General features: G+C 73.3%; 16 protein-coding genes and 1 pseudogene. 5 read left to right on the plus strand and 12 right to left on the minus strand.

The genetic code is table 11. The features are described 5' to 3' along the window. Positions 1-309: 309 nt before the first annotated feature. The gene (gene mgrA / locus IH25_RS0103745) at positions 310-1,302 is read right to left on the minus strand and encodes an L-glyceraldehyde 3-phosphate reductase (protein WP_030602779.1); all 993 of its coding nucleotides are present in this window, start codon (positions 1,300-1,302) and stop codon (positions 310-312) included. A gap of 112 nt (positions 1,303-1,414) precedes the next feature. Between mgrA and IH25_RS0103750 the strand changes: the two genes are divergently transcribed. Further along, positions 1,415-2,296, plus strand: a complete 882-nt coding sequence (locus tag IH25_RS0103750; protein ID WP_030602783.1) for a LysR family transcriptional regulator — start codon at positions 1,415-1,417, stop codon at positions 2,294-2,296. Between the two features lie 58 nt (positions 2,297-2,354). Further along, a complete protein-coding gene (locus IH25_RS0103755) occupies positions 2,355-2,870 on the plus strand; it encodes a mycothiol transferase (protein ID WP_030602787.1) in 516 nt (171 codons plus the stop codon). Here IH25_RS0103755 and IH25_RS0103760 read toward each other — a convergent pair. The 4 genes and pseudogenes from IH25_RS0103760 to IH25_RS37345 all read right to left on the minus strand — a co-directional run bounded on the left by IH25_RS0103760 (position 2,852) and on the right by IH25_RS37345 (position 6,077). Further along, complete coding sequence (locus IH25_RS0103760) at positions 2,852-3,922, minus strand: adenosine deaminase (RefSeq protein ID WP_030602790.1); 1,071 nt, start codon at positions 3,920-3,922, stop codon at positions 2,852-2,854. The genes IH25_RS0103755 and IH25_RS0103760 overlap by 19 nt on opposite strands. 37 nt (positions 3,923-3,959) lie before the next feature. Next, the gene (locus IH25_RS0103765) at positions 3,960-4,355 is read right to left on the minus strand and encodes a VOC family protein (protein ID WP_030602793.1); all 396 of its coding nucleotides are present in this window, start codon (positions 4,353-4,355) and stop codon (positions 3,960-3,962) included. Positions 4,356-5,041: 686 nt separating this feature from the next. After that, the gene (locus tag IH25_RS42930) at positions 5,042-5,338 is read right to left on the minus strand and encodes a M48 family metalloprotease (protein ID WP_063755131.1); all 297 of its coding nucleotides are present in this window, start codon (positions 5,336-5,338) and stop codon (positions 5,042-5,044) included. Between the two features lie 359 nt (positions 5,339-5,697). Beyond that, a pseudogene (locus IH25_RS37345) lies at positions 5,698-6,077 on the minus strand (BlaI/MecI/CopY family transcriptional regulator). A 205-nt stretch (positions 6,078-6,282) separates the two neighbouring features. Between IH25_RS37345 and IH25_RS0103780 the strand changes: the two are divergent. Then, a complete protein-coding gene (locus tag IH25_RS0103780) occupies positions 6,283-6,741 on the plus strand; it encodes a pyridoxamine 5'-phosphate oxidase family protein (protein ID WP_030602796.1) in 459 nt (152 codons plus the stop codon). 82 nt (positions 6,742-6,823) lie between these two features. Here IH25_RS0103780 and IH25_RS0103785 read toward each other — a convergent pair whose 3' ends face one another. The 3 genes from IH25_RS0103785 to IH25_RS0103795 all read right to left on the minus strand — a co-directional run bounded on the left by IH25_RS0103785 (position 6,824) and on the right by IH25_RS0103795 (position 10,004). Next, positions 6,824-7,729, minus strand: a complete 906-nt coding sequence (locus IH25_RS0103785) for an aldo/keto reductase (RefSeq protein WP_030602799.1) — start codon at positions 7,727-7,729, stop codon at positions 6,824-6,826. 35 nt (positions 7,730-7,764) lie between these two features. Continuing rightward, on the minus strand, positions 7,765-8,472 hold the full coding sequence (locus IH25_RS0103790) for a chitinase (RefSeq protein ID WP_030602802.1): 708 nt from the start codon (positions 8,470-8,472) through the stop codon (positions 7,765-7,767). A gap of 209 nt (positions 8,473-8,681) precedes the next feature. Then, positions 8,682-10,004: an aldehyde dehydrogenase family protein gene (locus IH25_RS0103795; RefSeq protein ID WP_030602806.1), complete on the minus strand. Its 1,323-nt coding sequence runs from the start codon at positions 10,002-10,004 to the stop codon at positions 8,682-8,684. A 163-nt stretch (positions 10,005-10,167) separates the two neighbouring features. Here IH25_RS0103795 and IH25_RS0103800 point away from each other — a divergent pair, with 163 nt between their 5' ends. Next, positions 10,168-11,304 (plus strand): acyl-CoA dehydrogenase family protein, encoded by a 1,137-nt coding sequence (locus IH25_RS0103800; protein WP_030602809.1) that lies wholly within the window; start codon positions 10,168-10,170, stop codon positions 11,302-11,304. Positions 11,305-11,351: 47 nt separating this feature from the next. Here the strand turns inward: IH25_RS0103800 and IH25_RS0103805 are convergent, their stop codons facing one another. The 4 genes from IH25_RS0103805 to IH25_RS37350 all read right to left on the minus strand — a co-directional run bounded on the left by IH25_RS0103805 (position 11,352) and on the right by IH25_RS37350 (position 13,727). After that, on the minus strand, positions 11,352-12,494 hold the full coding sequence (locus tag IH25_RS0103805) for an LLM class flavin-dependent oxidoreductase (RefSeq protein WP_030602812.1): 1,143 nt from the start codon (positions 12,492-12,494) through the stop codon (positions 11,352-11,354). A 41-nt stretch (positions 12,495-12,535) separates the two neighbouring features. Continuing rightward, positions 12,536-13,096: an NADPH-dependent FMN reductase gene (ssuE, locus tag IH25_RS0103810; RefSeq protein ID WP_030602814.1), complete on the minus strand. Its 561-nt coding sequence runs from the start codon at positions 13,094-13,096 to the stop codon at positions 12,536-12,538. A gap of 212 nt (positions 13,097-13,308) precedes the next feature. After that, positions 13,309-13,392, minus strand: a complete 84-nt coding sequence (locus IH25_RS43060; RefSeq protein ID WP_350710819.1) for a putative leader peptide — start codon at positions 13,390-13,392, stop codon at positions 13,309-13,311. A gap of 158 nt (positions 13,393-13,550) precedes the next feature. Then, complete coding sequence (locus tag IH25_RS37350; RefSeq protein ID WP_209445264.1) at positions 13,551-13,727, minus strand: hypothetical protein; 177 nt, start codon at positions 13,725-13,727, stop codon at positions 13,551-13,553. Positions 13,728-13,961: 234 nt separating this feature from the next. On the opposite strand from IH25_RS37350, the gene IH25_RS0103820 reads away from it, so the two are divergent. Next, on the plus strand, positions 13,962-14,396 hold the full coding sequence (locus tag IH25_RS0103820) for an SPW repeat protein (RefSeq protein WP_030602817.1): 435 nt from the start codon (positions 13,962-13,964) through the stop codon (positions 14,394-14,396). Positions 14,397-14,495: the final 99 nt, after the last annotated feature.

Below are 14,495 nucleotides of genomic sequence, written 5' to 3' on the forward strand. Positions count from 1 at the left end.
GCGTCGTTCGCCTGCGGGCCGGCCTCGCTTTCGCTGCGGCTCGTGTGCGGTGCGTGATCGGGGCCTCGCTGGAAGTGAAGCCCGCACAGTCGAGTATGTTCACTGCTGAACCACTGTCACCATGTTTTTCCGGACAGTCTTCCGGCATATTCCGCGCCCGCCCTGGCCGGAATCCGGCGGCCCGGCGACGGGCCCGCCCGGTGTGCCGCCCGGGTGTGCCGCCCGTGGGCGCCCGAGGACCGGCGCAGACGGCGAGCCCGGCCGCCGGGGGGTGGCGGCCGGGCTCTGCGGTTCCGGTGGGTCAGGCCGTCAGGGCTTGACGAGGGCGTCGATCCGCGCCAGTTCCTCGGTGTCGAACTCCAGGTTCCCGATGGCCGCCACGCTGTCCTCGATCTGGCGGGCGCTGCTCGCGCCGACCAGCGCGGACGTCACCCGGCCGCCGCGCAGCACCCATGCCAGCGCCAGCTGGGCCAGCGTCTGGCCGCGGGACTTGGCCACCTCGTCCAGCGCGCGCAGCCGGGCGACCAGGTCCTCGGTCACCGCGTCCGAGTTCAGGAACGGGCTGTCGCTCGCGGCCCGGGAGTCCTCGGGGATGCCGTCGAGGTAGCGGCCGGTGAGCAGGCCCTGCTCCAGCGGGGAGTAGACGATGGAGCCGACCTGGAGTTCGTCCAGGGCGTCGAGCAGGCCCTCGTCCTCGGGGCGCCGGTCGAGCATCGAGTAGCGCGGCTGGTGGATGAGGAGCGGGGTGCCGAGGCCGGCGAGGATGCGGGCGGCCTCCCGGGTCTGCTCGGCGGAGTAGTTGGAGACGCCGACGTAGAGGGCCTTGCCCTGCTGCACCGCCGAGTGCAGCGCGCCCATCGTCTCCTCCAGCGGAGTGTCCGGGTCGGGGCGGTGCGAGTAGAAGATGTCGACGTAGTCCAGGCCCATCCGCTTCAGGCTCTGGTCGAGCGAGCCGAGCAGGTACTTGCGCGAGCCCCACTCGCCGTACGGGCCGGGCCACATCAGGTAGCCGGCCTTGGTGGAGATCACCAGCTCGTCGCGGTAGCGGGCGAAGTCCGCCTTCAGTGCCGCGCCGAAGGCGGACTCGGCGGCGCCGGGCGGCGGGCCGTAGTTGTTCGCCAGGTCGAAGTGCGTGACGCCGAGGTCGAAGGCGCGGCGCAGGATGGCCCGCTGGGTCTCCACCGGCCGGTCGGGGCCGAAGTTGTGCCACAGGCCGAGGGACAGGGCGGGGAGCTTCAGGCCGCTGCGTCCGGTGCGCCGGTAGGGCATGTCGGCGTAGCGGTCGGGGTGTGCGGTGTACAACGCGACTCCATGAGGGGTGGGCACGGGATCTACCGGTTCCACTGTTGCCCGGGCGGTGGGCAGCGGTCCAACAGAAGAATCCGATGGGATTCAGCGGCTAGGCTGCTCAATCATGGAACTGCGCCATCTCCAGCACTTCGTGGCGGTCGCCGAGGACCGGCATTTCACCCGTGCCGCCGAACGCCTGATGGTGTCCCAGTCGGGTCTGTCGGCGTCCATCCGGGCGCTGGAGCGGGAGTTGCGGGCGCCGCTGTTCGTACGGACCACGCGCCGGGTGACGCTGACGGAGGCGGGGCGGGCGCTGCTGGTGGAGGCCGAGCGGATCCTGGCCCAGGTGCGGGCGGCGCACGACGCGGTGGCGGCGGTGCAGGGGGTGCTGCGCGGCACGCTCGCCCTCGGCACCGAGCAGTGCATCGCCGGGGTGCGGGTGGCCGAGCTGCTGGCGGCCTTCCGGGGCCGGCACCCGGATGTGGAGATCCGGCTGCGGCAGGCCGGTTCGGGCGAGCTGGCGGAGGAGGTCGCGGCCGGACGGCTGGACCTGGCCTTCGCCTACCGCACCCGGGCCGACAGCGACCAGCTGCGCTCGGTGTCGCTGGCCGACGAGCCCATGACGGTGCTGTGCCACCCCGACCACCGGCTCGCCGCGGCGCCGGCCGTGCTCGGACCGGGCGACCTCACCGGTGAGGTGTTCGTGGACTTCCACCCCGACTGGGGACCGCGCCGCACCACCGACGCCGCGTTCGCCGCGGCCGGGGTCCGGCGCACGGTCGCGCTGGAGGTCAACGACGTGCACAGTCTGCTGGACCTGGTGGACGAGAACCTGGGGATCGCGGTGGTGCCCCGGCACTTCCGGCACAAGCGGCCGGCGCTCACGGCGCTGCCGCTGAAGGGCACGGGCGGGGCGCGGTACGAGACGGTGGCCCTGCTGCCGCCGGAGCGGGCCACCAGCCCGGCCGCCCGGGCACTGGTCACCTTGCTGGAGACGGGAACCTGACGCACCGGTGGCCGGATTCCGGGCGCGGCAGCGGCGGCGGTTTGCGATGGTGGACGGTATGCATGCCAAGGACATCCTCATCGACGGCTACGGCCGCATCCGGGAAGAAGTCCACGCCGTCCTCGACGGCCTCGGTCCCGAGGAGCTGCACCATCGCCCGGCCCCCGACGCCAACACCATCGCCTGGCTGGTGTGGCACCTCACCCGGGTACAGGACGACCACATCGCCGACGCCTTCGACCTCGACCAGGTGTGGCTCGCCCAGGACTGGCAGAAGCGGTTCGGACTCGACCTGCCCCGGCACGACACGGGCTACGGGCACACACCGGCCAAGGTCGCCAAGGTGCGGGTGGAGTCCGCCGAGCTGCTCACCGGGTACTACGACGCCGTCCACGAGCAGACCCTCGGGGTGCTGCGCACCCTGGCGGCCAAGGACCTCGAACGCGTCGTGGACGAGCGCTGGGATCCCCCGGTCGGCCTGGGGGTGCGCCTGGTGAGCGTCCTGTCCGACGATCTCCAGCACGTCGGACAGGCCGCCTACCTCAGGGGGCTGGTTCAGAGCGCGGCGGCGTAACCCGGCAGGACCACGTCCTCGATCAGGGCCGTGCGCTGGTCGAACGGGACGAACGCGCTCTTGAGGGCGTTCACGGTGACCGTACGCAGGTCCTCCACCGTCCAGCCGGCCTGCTCCACCAGCAGGGACATCTCACGGGTCATCGTCGTCCCCGACACCAGGCGGTTGTCGGTGTTCAGGGTGACCCGGAAGCCCAGGTCCTTCAGGGCGGTGACGGGGTGCTCGGCGATGGAGGTGGCGCAGCCGGTCTGGAGGTTGGAGGTGGGGCACATCTCCAGGGCGATCCGGCGGTCGCGGACCCAGGAGGCGAGACGGCCGAGCTTGCCGTCCACGATGTCCTCGGTCAGACGCACCCCGTGGCCGATGCGCTGGGCGCCGCACACCTGGAGCGCCTGGTGGATGCTGGGCAGGCCGTACGCCTCGCCGGCGTGGATGGTGAAGGGCATGTTCTCGGCGCGCAGGTACGCGAAGGCGTCGAGGTGGTCGGCGGGCGGGAAGCCGTCCTCGGCGCCGGCGATGTCGAAGCCGACGACACCGGCGTCCCGGTAGGCGACGGCCAGTTCGGCGGCCTCGCGGACCCGGTCGAACATGCGCATCCCGCACAGCAGGGTGCCGACCCGGACGGGGGTGCCGGCCGCCGCGGCCTTGGCCATGCCGGCGGCCAGGCCCTCCTGGACGGCCTCGACGACCTCGGTCAGGGCGAGACCGCCCTTGAGCATCAGCTCGGGGGCGTAGCGCACCTCCGCGTAGACGACTCCGTCGGCGGCGAGGTCGAGGACGTACTCCTCGGCCGTGCGCAGCAGGCCCTCGCGGGTCTGCATGACGGCGAGGGTGTGCTCGAAGGTGGCGATGTAGCGGACCAGGTCGCCGGAGTTGGCGGCCTCGACGTACCAGGCGGCGAGCTCGTCGGGGTCGGTGGTGGGCAGCGTGTGGCCGACCGCGTCGGCGAGTTCCACCACGGTGGCGGGGCGCAGGCCGCCGTCGAGGTGGTCGTGCAGGACGGCCTTGGGAAGCCGGCGGAGGGTCTCGGTGTCGATGCGGGACGCGGTCATGGGCGTGTCGTTTCCTCGGCTGGTGGTACGGGTCGGGTCAGTGGGCGGCGGGCTGGAGCAGGTCCCAGCGGTTGCCGTACAGGTCCTGGAAGACGGCGACCGTGCCGTACGGCTCGTGGCGCGGCTCCTCCAGGAAGGTCACGCCGGCGGCGGTCATCCGGGCGTGGTCGCGGGCGAAGTCGTCGGTGTGCAGGAAGAAGCCCACGCGTCCGCCGGTCTGGTCGCCCACCCGGGCGCTCTGGCCGGCGTCCTTGGCGCGGGCCAGCAGCAGTCCGGTGCCGGGTCCCTCGCCGCCGGGCTCGACGACGACCCAGCGCGAGCCGTCGGGCCGCGGGCTGTCCTCGACGAGGCGGAAACCCAGGGCCTCGGTGTAGAAGCGGATCGCCTCGTCGTAGTCGTGGACGACGAGGGTGACCAGGGCGACGCGGCGCATGGCTACCTTCCGGCGGGGAGCGGTTAGCGGGTGAGGTTATACGTAAAACTACACGGACGCCAGCCCGATTTCTACGCGCGTCACGCGGGGCGGCTCGATGGCGGGTGTGGGGTGGGCGGGGCGGCCGTGGGGCGTCAGGGGCGGGACGCTTCTTGCGGTGCCCGGGTCGGCCGGCGCCTCTCCTCGTGCGGGCGCTCCTTGCGGTGCCCGGGTCGGCCGGCGCCTCTCCTCGTGCGGGCGCTCCTTGCGGTGCGCAGGTCGGTCAGCTCCTCTCCTCGCCCTGCGCGACCTCCACCCGGTGGTGGACGTCGGCCGTCGCGGTGGCCGAGGACACACAGGACAGGGCGGCGCAGGCGACGAGGAGGGCGGCGAGGGCGCGGAGGGCCCGGGGTGGCCGTGACGGGCCCGGGGTGGCCGTGACGGGCCGGCCGGCAGGGCTTGGACGCGCCGCGGGACGGGCCCGGTGGCGGCGCCGAAGGCGAAGCCCGGGCGCGCGGGCCGGCAGGGCTTGGACGCGCCGCGGGACGGGCCCGGTGGCGGCGCCGAAGGCGAAGCCCGGGCGCGCGGGCCGGGGACGAAGCCCGGGCGCGTGGGCCGGGCGCGAAGCCCGGGGGCGCGGGCCGGACGCTCCCGGCGGTGTGCGCGGCCTGGGCGGCGAGGGCCGGCGCGGGCGATGGCCCGGGTCGTCAGCCGCCGGTCGCCGACCGGCGCGGCGGCGGTCTCGTCGGCGCCCGCTCGGCCGCGAGCCGCACCGTGTCGCGTACCCGGCGCAACGCGGGGCGGCAGTGCGCCGCGAGTCCGGCGGCGGCCAGGGCGTAGTGGTGGCCGCCCGCGTTGTGCGCCCGTTCGTGCGCGAGCAGCGCCTCCCACTCGGGGCCGTCCAGGCCGCGGAGCATGGCCGTGGTGACGACGACCCGGTGCGGGCGGCCGGGCAGGGCGTAGGCGTCGGGCGGAGGGGGGTGAGTCCACCGCGCACAGGTCACCGGCGGCGGGCCGACGCCCGGCCTCGGCGGGGGCCGCCCGGTAGGCGCGGGCCTGCTCCAGGGCCGCACGGCCGAGGGTCCAGCCGCGCCGGGCGAGCGCGCCGGCCGAGGCGGCGGCCCGGGACGAGGAGGGCGCCGGGGCGGTGCGCAGCGGATGGACGAGTGCGCCGAGCGCGGCGAAGGACGGCAGCTTGAGCGGCCCGAGCAGAAGCAGCACGCCGAGGGCCACCGCCGTACGCCCGGCGAGCAGCAGCGCGCAACCCGCGACGGATCACAGCGCGGCCACGGGTGTCAGCCGGTCCGGCACCCGGCGGGCCAGGGGCGCGGCAGGGCGTACGGCAGCAGCGGGAGCAGGGCGGTCATCGGCCGTCGGAGGCGAGCAGGGCGCGCAGGATGCGTTCGTCGTCCGGGCCGAGCTGGGCGACGAAGCGGGCGAGCACCGTCTCGCGGTCGCTGTCCCGGTCGAGTTCGCTGTGCATCCGGCGGGCGGTGAGGCCGTGGGCGTCCTGGGCGTCCTGGACGGGGAAGTAGGCGTAGCCCCGGCCCTGGCGGCGTCGGTCGACCACGCCCTTGTCGTGCAGCCGGGTGAGGATCGTCGTCACCGTCGTGCGGGCGAGGCCGGTGCCGAGGCTCAGCTGGACCTGGCCGGGGGTCTGGGGGCGCCTGCGGCCCAGAGCGCGGCCAGGACGCTCGCCTCGAGTTCACCGGCCGGCCGGCGTCCGCCGTGGGCGTCGGTCATGGGGAGGTCCTTCACCCCGTCTTCGTAGTGCGGTCCGCAAGGCCGTCGACGCCATCGTAGTCAGCGGGGTGCCGTCCCCCGCCGGGCGTGGGTGGTCGACGGCGGCGGGGGCCTGCCGGGGCCGTGGACCTACGCCCGTGGTCGCAGGTGGGCAGGGACCCTGGCCTCAGGTGCCGGTGGGGCGGGGCCGGTAGCGTCGCCGGGCATGACGAACGACGAACGGGTCCGCACTCCGGCCCGGCGCAAGAGCGACCTGCTGGCCCGGCTGGAGCGGGAGACCGACATCTGGGTGGCGACGGCGGACGCGCACGGTGTGCCGTGTCTCGTCCCGCTGTGGTTCGTCTGGCACGAGGAGTCGTTCTGGCTGTGCACGCGCGGCACCAACCCCACCGGCCGCAATCTGCGCGACGGCGGCCGCACCCGGCTCGCCCTCGGCCATACCCGGGACGTCGTGCTGGTCGACGGGGAGGCGCGGGCCTTCGGCGCCGGTGAGGTGCCGGTGGCGGCGGCCGACGCGTTCACGGCGAAGACGGGCTGGGATCCGCGCGCGGACAGCCCGGCGTACGTCTTCTTCCAGGTGCGGCCGGTCGCGGTGCAGGCGTGGCACGAGGTGCCGGAGCTGCGCGGCCGGCATCTGATGCGGGACGGCGCCTGGATCGTGTGACACCGGCCGGCGCGCTCGTCGGCCGTCTCCGATGCGGTCAACAGGCCGGGGTGGGGCCCTTGTTCAGCCGCGCCTGCGGGGGTCAGCCCGCCTGCCCGCGGGCCTGGTCGAGCCGGGCCAGCTCCCCGTCGGTGAGCCGCAGTGCCCCGGCGGCGACGTTCTCGGCCAGGTGGCCGGGGTTGCCGGTGCCGGGGATGGCGAGGACGTGCGGGCCCTGGTGCAGCGTCCAGGCGATGCGGACCTGCGCGGGACTTGCGCCGTGGGCGCGGGCGACGGAGAGCACCGCGTCGTCGTGCGCGGCGGTCGCACCGCGCTCCGCGGCCTCTCCGGCCACGGCGTAGAAGGGGACGAAGGCGATGCCGTGCTCGCCGCACAGCCGCAGCAGCTCGTCGCCGGCCGGGTCGGGGCGGTCCAGGGCGTACCGGTTCTGGACCGAGACCACCGGGGCGATCCGCAGCGCCTCGGCGAGGTGCCGGGGTTCCACGGCGGAGATCCCGAGGTACCGGATCAGCCCCGCGCTGCGCAACTCGGCGAGGGCGCCGAAGTGTTCGGCGATGGAGTCCTGGCGCATCCGGCGGAGGTAGACGAGGTCGAGATGGTCCCGTCCGAGCTGGCGCAGGTTCTCCTCGACATGGCCGCGCAGCTCGTCGGGACGGGCGGAGGGGCCCCACGCGCCGTGGTAGTCGCGGTAAGGGCCGACCTTCGTGGCGATGACCAGGTCGTCGGGATACGGGGACAGCGCGGTGTTGACGAGTTCGTTGGCGGAACGCAGCGCGGAGAAGTAGAAGGCCGCCGTGTCGATGTGGTTCACGCCGAGTCCGACGGCCTCGCGCAGTACGGCCAGCGACCGCTGCCGGTCGCTCGGGGTGCCGTGGTGGAAGGCGGCGCTGCCCGTCAGCCGCATGGTGCCGAAGCCGATGCGGCGGACGGGCAGATCGCCCAGCGCGAAGGTGCCGGAGGCGTCCGCGGTGATCGTTTCCGTGGTCATCGGCGGAGTCTCGCACACGGCGCCCCCGCCCCACGTCAGCAGTACAGGTTGGCTCCCGGTGCGACCCCGAGGATCTGGGCGAAGCGCTGATAGGCGGAGACCCGGCTCTGCACCTGCGCGGGATTCTTGCCGTCGCACTCCAGCGAGCCGTTGATGCTGCGGATCGTCTGGCCGAAGCCCGCGCCGTTCACCATGGCGTTGTGCGGGGTCATGGTGCCGGGCCCGGACTGTGTGTTCCAGTACCACAGGCCGGTCTTCCAGGCGACGGACGCGTTGTTCTGCACCAGGTTGGGGTTGTTGAGCAGGTCGATGCCGAGCGCGTCGCCGGCGGCCTTGTAGTTGAAGTTCCAGGACAGCTGGATGGGGCCGCGCCCGTAGTACGCCGCCTGGCCCGCCGGACAGCCGTACGGGCGGCTCTGGTCGCAGTAGTGCGGGTAGTTGGCGGTGTTCTGCTCGACGATGTACACGAGTCCGCCGGTCTCGTGGCTGACGTTGGCCAGGAAGGCGGCGGCCTCCTGCTTCCGCACGGTGTCGCTGCCGGTGTTCGCGAAGGCGGGGTAGGCACCGAGCGCGGCGGTCAGACCGCTGTAGGTGTAGAAGGGGTTGCGGTTCGGGAACATCTGGTTGAACTGCGACTCGCTCACCACGAAACCGGCGGCGGAGGCCGGGGACGCCTGGACCGCCAGGGCGGAGCCGCCGATCGCGAGCGAGGCCAGGAGTGCGGCGATGCGGTGTTTCGACATGGACCAACTCCTCTGTACGGCACGGCCGCACCCGCCGGAGTCGGGAGCGGCCGTGGTGGGGGGTTGGGCACACTCAACCGCTTTGGTATGTACCAGTCAAGGGTTTAGACCAGTTGATCACGGACGACCGGAAGGGTGAACTCCCCCGCGGTGCGCGGGAATCGGTCCCGGCCGCACACGTGGCCGGGACCGAGAGGCATGCGAAACGGTCAGCTCAGCGGCTTCGCCAGGACGGCCTTGCGGTGACTGAACGTCTCGATGGAGTAGCGGCCGTGGTAGTTGCCCATACCGCTCTCCCCCACCCCGCCGAACGGCAGGTCGGAGACGGTGAGATGGGCGACGGGAAGGCCGTACCCGAGACCGCCGGAGGAGGTCTCGGCGGCGATGCGCGCCCGGGTCTCGTCCGACTCGCTGAAGACGTACAGGGCGAGGGGCTTGTCGCGGTCGTTGATGAAGCCGATGGCCTCGTCCAGGCCGGCCACGGTGACGATCGGCAGGATCGGACCGAAGATCTCCTCCCGCATGACGGGCGAGGCGGGGTCGACGTCGGCGAGGACGGTCGGCGCGAGGTACTTCGCCGCCCGGTCGCCGACGCCGCCGACCGCGACCCGGCCGGAGCCGAGCAGGCCGGACAGCCGGTCGAAGTGCCGCTCGTTGACGATCCGGCCGTACTCCGGCGAGCGCGCCGGATCGGCGCCGAACAGCTTCTCGATCACGCGGACCAGCGCGGCCTCCAGGGCCGGTGCGGTCTCCGGGTCGGTCAGGACGTAGTCGGGGGCGACGCAGGTCTGGCCCGCGTTGAGGAACTTGCCGCGGGCGAGCCGGTCCGCGACCGCCTCCGGGTCGGTGCTGCGGTCCACGAACACCGGGGACTTGCCGCCCAGTTCGAGAGTGACCGGGGTGAGGTGCTCGGCGGCGGCCCGCATGACGATACGGCCGACGGTGCCGTTGCCGGTGTAGAAGATGTGGTCGAAGCGCTCGGCCAGCAGGGCCGTGGTCTCCGGGACACCGCCCTCGACCACCGCGACCGCGTCCCGGTCCAGGTAGGCCGGGATCAGCCCGGCCAGCGCGGCGGAGGTGGCCGGGGCCAGCTCGCTCGGCTTGGCGACGACCGCGTTGCCGGAGGCCAGCGCGCCGACCATGGGGGCGAGCAGGAGCTGCGCCGGGTAGTTCCACGGCGCGATGACGAGGACGACGCCGAGCGGGTCGTACTGCGTCCAGGCCGTGGCGTCGGCGCCCAGGTGCGGCGGGACGGGCGCGGGCTCGGGGCGCAGCCAGTCCGCCAGGTGCTCCAGCGTGTGGTCGATCTCGCGGACGGTGAAGTCGATCTCGGTGCGATAGGCCTCGGTGTCGCTCTTGCCGAGGTCGGCGCGGAGGGCGGCGGCGAGGTCGGCGCCGCGTTCCGTGAGCAGGGCGCGCATCCGGAGCAGCTGGTCGGTACGCCAGTCGACGGACTTCGTACGGCCGGTGGCGAAGGTGGCGCGCAGCCGGGCCACGACATCGGCGGGCCGCTCAGGCAGGGAGTGGTTCACGGTGCCTCGGATGGATCAGGTAGGGACAGTCGGATGCATATAGCAACCTTTCATGTCCTCAAGTTGATTCCGGTGGGACCGGAGGAGTGACGAGGGTCACGGCGGGCCGAAGGCCCGGAGGTCCCGAAGCCCGGAGGTCCCGAAGCCCGGAAGAATCTTCCGCATGGACCTCACTCCGCATCCGCTCGTCGTCCGTGCCCGCCGCCTCGCCGCGGACCTGCTCGCCCCCGAGGCCGAGCGGGTCGACCAGGAGGGGGTGCCCCGGAGCCATATCGAGGCGGTGAAGCGGTCGGGCCTGCTCGGGGTGACCGCGCCGGCGGACCACGGGGGCGCGGGGGCGCCGCCCGCCGTGGCGCGGGAGGTCGCGGAGATCCTGGCCGGGGCGTGCGGTGCCACCTGGTTCGTGCAGACCCAGCACCACACGCCGGTACAGACCCTGGCGCGCGGCGAACACCCGGCGCGGGAAAGGCTGTTGGGCCCGTTGTCCCGTGGGGAGCTGCTGTCCGGGGTGGCGTACGCGCATCTGCGGTCGTATCCGCGCCGCCCGGTACGGGTCCGTCCCGAGCGCGGCGGCTGGCGGTTCGACGGGACGGTGCCCTGGTACACCGGCTGGGGGCTGAACGACGTGATGCTGCTGGCCGGGGTCACCGACTCCGGCGAGGCGCTGTTCGCCTTCGCCGAGGCCCGCGAGCAGCCGGGGCTGCGTGCCTCGGAGCCGATGCGGCTGGCCGCCCTCACCGCCGCACGCACGGTGTCACTGGAGCTGGACGGTCTGTGGCTGCCCGCGGAGGCGGTGGCCCTGCGCACTCCGTACGACCGCTGGGCCGCCGGGGACCGGGTCAGGACGCTGCACACCAGCCCGGCCGTCTTCGGCGTGGCCGAGGCCGCGCTCTCCCTGCTGGACACCGGCACGGCCGCCCCGCTCCGCGCCCGCCTCGCCGGGATCCGCCGCAGGGCGTACGAGCTGGCGGACGAGTCGCCGCCGAAGGGGTGGACGGGGCGGCCGGCCACGGCGACGCGCGCCAGAGGGGCCGGGGCCGAGTCGGGAGCGAGGGCGGTCGACGCGTGGGCGGGGGAACGGCTGGCGGTGCGCGCGCAGGCCTACGAGCTGCTGCGTACGGCCACCACGGCGGCGGTGGTGGCCGGCGGCGGCCGGGCGATGGCCTTGACCGGCCGCGCCCAACGCCATGCCCGGGAGGGGCTGTTCCTGCTGGTGCAGGGCCAGACCGCCGAGTCACGCGAGGCACATCTGCGGGCCTTGGGCAGGGCGCCGGCGGACACCGGAGGACGGAACGCCTGAGAGGCACGCTCCGCCCCCGGCCCTCCCACAGGAACGCGCTCGGTCGGTCAGATGGCGACCGGTAGCTCCGGGGCGGCGGCGGACGCCCGCCCGTCGGGGTGGGTCCACAGTCCCTGCGCGGCGAGCCGGGGCAGCACGCCCTCGCCGAACCAGTACGCCTCCTCCAGGTGCGGATAGCCGGAGAGGACGAACTCGTCGATGCCGAGGGCGTGGTACTCCTTGATCCGCTCGGCCACCTCCTCGTGACTGCCGACCAGCGCGGTCCCCGCACCGCCCCGCACCAGCCCGATCCCGGCCCACAGGTTGGGGTGGATCTCCAGGCCGTCGCGGCTGCCGCCGTGCAGCGCGAGCATGCGCCGCTGCCCCTCCGACTCGCTGCGGCCGAGCCCCTCCTGCACGGCCCGTACGGTCTGCGGGTCGAAGCCGTCGAGCAGCCGGTCCGCCTCCGCCCAGGCCTGCGCCGCCGTGTCCCGCGTGATGACGTGCAACCGGATGCCGAAGCGCGGGGTGCGGCCGTGCGCGGCGGCGAGCCCGCGGATCCAGGCGATCTTCCCGGCGACCTGCGCGGGCGGCTCCCCCCAGGTGAGGTACACATCGGCGTGGCGGGCCGCGACCTCGCCGGCGGCCGGTGAGGAGCCGCCGAAGTACACCTCGGGCACCGGATCGGGCACCCGGCTGAGCCGCGCCTCCTCGACCCGCAGGTGCTCCCCGTCCAGGTCGACGCTCTTGCCGTCCCACAACTCCCGTACGACATGCAGGAATTCACCGGTACGGCGGTACCTGGCGTCCTTGTCGAGGAAATCGCCGTAGGCCCGCTGCTCCCGGCTCTCCCCGCCGGTGACGACGTTGAGCAGCAGCCGTCCCCCGGTCTGCCGCTGGAACGTGGCCGCCATCTGCGCGGCGAGCGTCGGCGAGACGAAGCCGGGCCGGAAGGCGACGAGGAACTTCAGCCGTTCGGTGTGCTGGCTGACCATGGCGGTGGTCAGCCACGCGTCCTCGCACCAGGCACCGGTCGGGGTGAGCGCGGCGACGAATCCCAGGTCCTCGGCGGCGCGCGCGATCTGACTCAGATAGGCGACCGTCGGGGGCCGGTCCCGGCCGGACGCGGTCGCCGGGCTGCCGTGGCCACCGCCGACGACATCACGGCTGTCGCCGTTGGTGGGCAGGAACCAGTGGAAGGTGAGGGACACGGGGGTCTCCGATCGCTTGTGTCCGTGGGGTGGGCGGGCGCTCAGCTCGCGGTCGCCGCCACCAGTACCGGCGTGCGGTCCAGGGCGGCGGCGAACTGGTCCACCACGTGCCCCAGGGCCTCCGCGGTGGCCGGTGCGACGGCCAGGGAGCCGTCCTCGCGCACGGTGATGTCCTTGTCGAGGGTGAACCAGCCCTGGACTATGTGCGCGGCACCCATGGAGTTCAGCACCGGCCGCAGGGCGTAGTCGATGGCGAGGACATGTGCGGTGGAGCCGCCGGTGGCCAGCGGGAGCACGGTCTTGCCGGTGAGCGCGTACTGCGGGAGCAGATCCAGGAGCGCCTTGAGGACACCGGAGAACGACGCCTTGTAGACGGGCGTGCCGACCACGACGCCGTCGGCGCGGGCGAACAGCCCGGCGGCCTCGACGATGGCGGGGTGCCCGAAGTCCGCGCCGAGCAGGGCCTCGGCCGGGATGGCGCGGACATCGAGCGGGATCACCTCGTGGCCCTGGGCGATGAGCCGCTGGTCCAGGTGGCGCAGCAGGAGGCCGGTGCGCGAGGACGCGGAGGGGCTGCCGGAGACGGACAGGACGGTAGCCATGGGGATCTCGTTTCTGGGGTGCGCCGGACGGCCGTACGCGAGGGGGCGCCCGGGGAGAAGGCGGTCGGGAGCACCGCGTCCCGAGCCGGACCGGGCCCGCGGAACCCCTGTAGCGGAAGCGCTCGACGGGACGCCGGGCACGCCGACTCCCGTGGGAATCAGGGGAGTTCAGCCGTGCCGGAGGCCCGGAGGAGAGGGAAGAGGAGGGCGGATCAGGCCGCGGCGCGACAGGAGGCGCTGGAGACGCGTGCGAGATCGACATGGCGTCGCCGCGTGAGATCCAGTCGCATGGTCATGCCATCGATCGTGTCAGCAGCCCGCGACGACAGTCAAGGAGATCGCGGCCGTTCTCGTATCGCGGACCCACACCACGGGCCGTTCCCGTATCGCGGACCCACATGTTGCTCGGCCGCCGCACGGAGTCGCGCGGCGGCCGAGCACGGGCGGCCGGCCCTCAGACTCCGCCGTCCTCCTCCCGGCCTTCGACCACCACGAGGAAGGCGTCCGACTTGAGGTCCATCACCACGGTCGCCGGTTCGCCCTCGGCACGTCGGGCGGCGGCGTACTCCTCCGCGGGCCACGAACCCCGCGGAGCCCCGGCGGGAAAACGCTCCAGCACCCTCGCACTCACGACGGCGGCCACCTCCTTCTTCACCGGCCCGAACGGGACGCGCCATGGAATGTACGGCTTGTACTGATCCGCCTGCCCCCGACAGGCGCGGACATGCCACCGCGAGGGCGTTCCATCGCACCTCCTCCAGCCTCTACACATAAGCCGCCAATAAGAGCAAAATGGACCATATGGCGCGCTCACCAGGCACCGGACCAGTCCGGGTCTGGCCTGTGAAGTCAAAGGAGACGACTCATGGCCGACTTGCACAGGGGTGACATCTCCAGCCACCCCGATGCCTCCGAGATGCGGGACCGCTACGCCCGCGTACTCGGTGGTCGTGATGTGGCGCTCGTGGACGGGCCGGTGTTCCTGCTCGGCCTGTACTGTGCCGCGTCCCCGTGGATCCTGCACTACACGGCGAGCCAGCCCGCCCTCGTCACCCACAATCTGATCGTGGGCACAGCGATCGGCCTGCTGGCCCTGGGATTCACCCGGGCGCCCGAGCGCATGTACGGCCTGAGCTGGGCCATGTGTGCCATGGGCATCTGGATGATCATCGCCCCGTGGATCGTGGGCAGCCGCCCGGACACGGGCGTCATCGTCAACAACATCGTCATCGGAGCCCTGGCCCTCGTCCTCGGACTGGTGTGCGCCGGTACGGCCGCGAAGAGCACCCCCAGGCCGTAGTACGCAAGCCGCAGGCCGTGGAACACGGTCCAGAACCCCGGCCGCAGAGCCCGGGTTCCGGACCGCGGACCCCGGACCACGGACCACGGAAGAGAAGAC

The sequence above is a fragment of the Streptomyces achromogenes subsp. achromogenes genome (assembly GCF_000720835.1).
GTDB lineage: Bacteria > Actinomycetota > Actinomycetes > Streptomycetales > Streptomycetaceae > Streptomyces > Streptomyces achromogenes.

Excerpts from the sequence above, each read along its gene's own strand:
- IH25_RS0103750 (WP_030602783.1), top strand. The coding sequence starts at position 1,415 with ATGGAACTGCGCCATCTCCAGCACTTCGTGGCGGTCGCCGAGGACCGG.
- IH25_RS0103755 (WP_030602787.1), top strand. The coding sequence starts at position 2,355 with ATGCATGCCAAGGACATCCTCATCGACGGCTACGGCCGCATCCGGGAA.
- IH25_RS0103760 (WP_030602790.1), bottom strand. The coding sequence starts at position 3,922 with ATGACCGCGTCCCGCATCGACACCGAGACCCTCCGCCGGCTTCCCAAG.
- IH25_RS0103765 (WP_030602793.1), bottom strand. The coding sequence starts at position 4,355 with ATGCGCCGCGTCGCCCTGGTCACCCTCGTCGTCCACGACTACGACGAG.
- IH25_RS0103780 (WP_030602796.1), top strand. The coding sequence starts at position 6,283 with ATGACGAACGACGAACGGGTCCGCACTCCGGCCCGGCGCAAGAGCGAC.
- IH25_RS0103785 (WP_030602799.1), bottom strand. The coding sequence starts at position 7,729 with ATGACCACGGAAACGATCACCGCGGACGCCTCCGGCACCTTCGCGCTG.
- IH25_RS0103790 (WP_030602802.1), bottom strand. The coding sequence starts at position 8,472 with ATGTCGAAACACCGCATCGCCGCACTCCTGGCCTCGCTCGCGATCGGC.
- IH25_RS0103800 (WP_030602809.1), top strand. The coding sequence starts at position 10,168 with ATGGACCTCACTCCGCATCCGCTCGTCGTCCGTGCCCGCCGCCTCGCC.
- ssuE (WP_030602814.1), bottom strand. The coding sequence starts at position 13,096 with ATGGCTACCGTCCTGTCCGTCTCCGGCAGCCCCTCCGCGTCCTCGCGC.
- IH25_RS43060 (WP_350710819.1), bottom strand. The coding sequence starts at position 13,392 with ATGACCATGCGACTGGATCTCACGCGGCGACGCCATGTCGATCTCGCA.
- IH25_RS0103820 (WP_030602817.1), top strand. The coding sequence starts at position 13,962 with ATGGCCGACTTGCACAGGGGTGACATCTCCAGCCACCCCGATGCCTCC.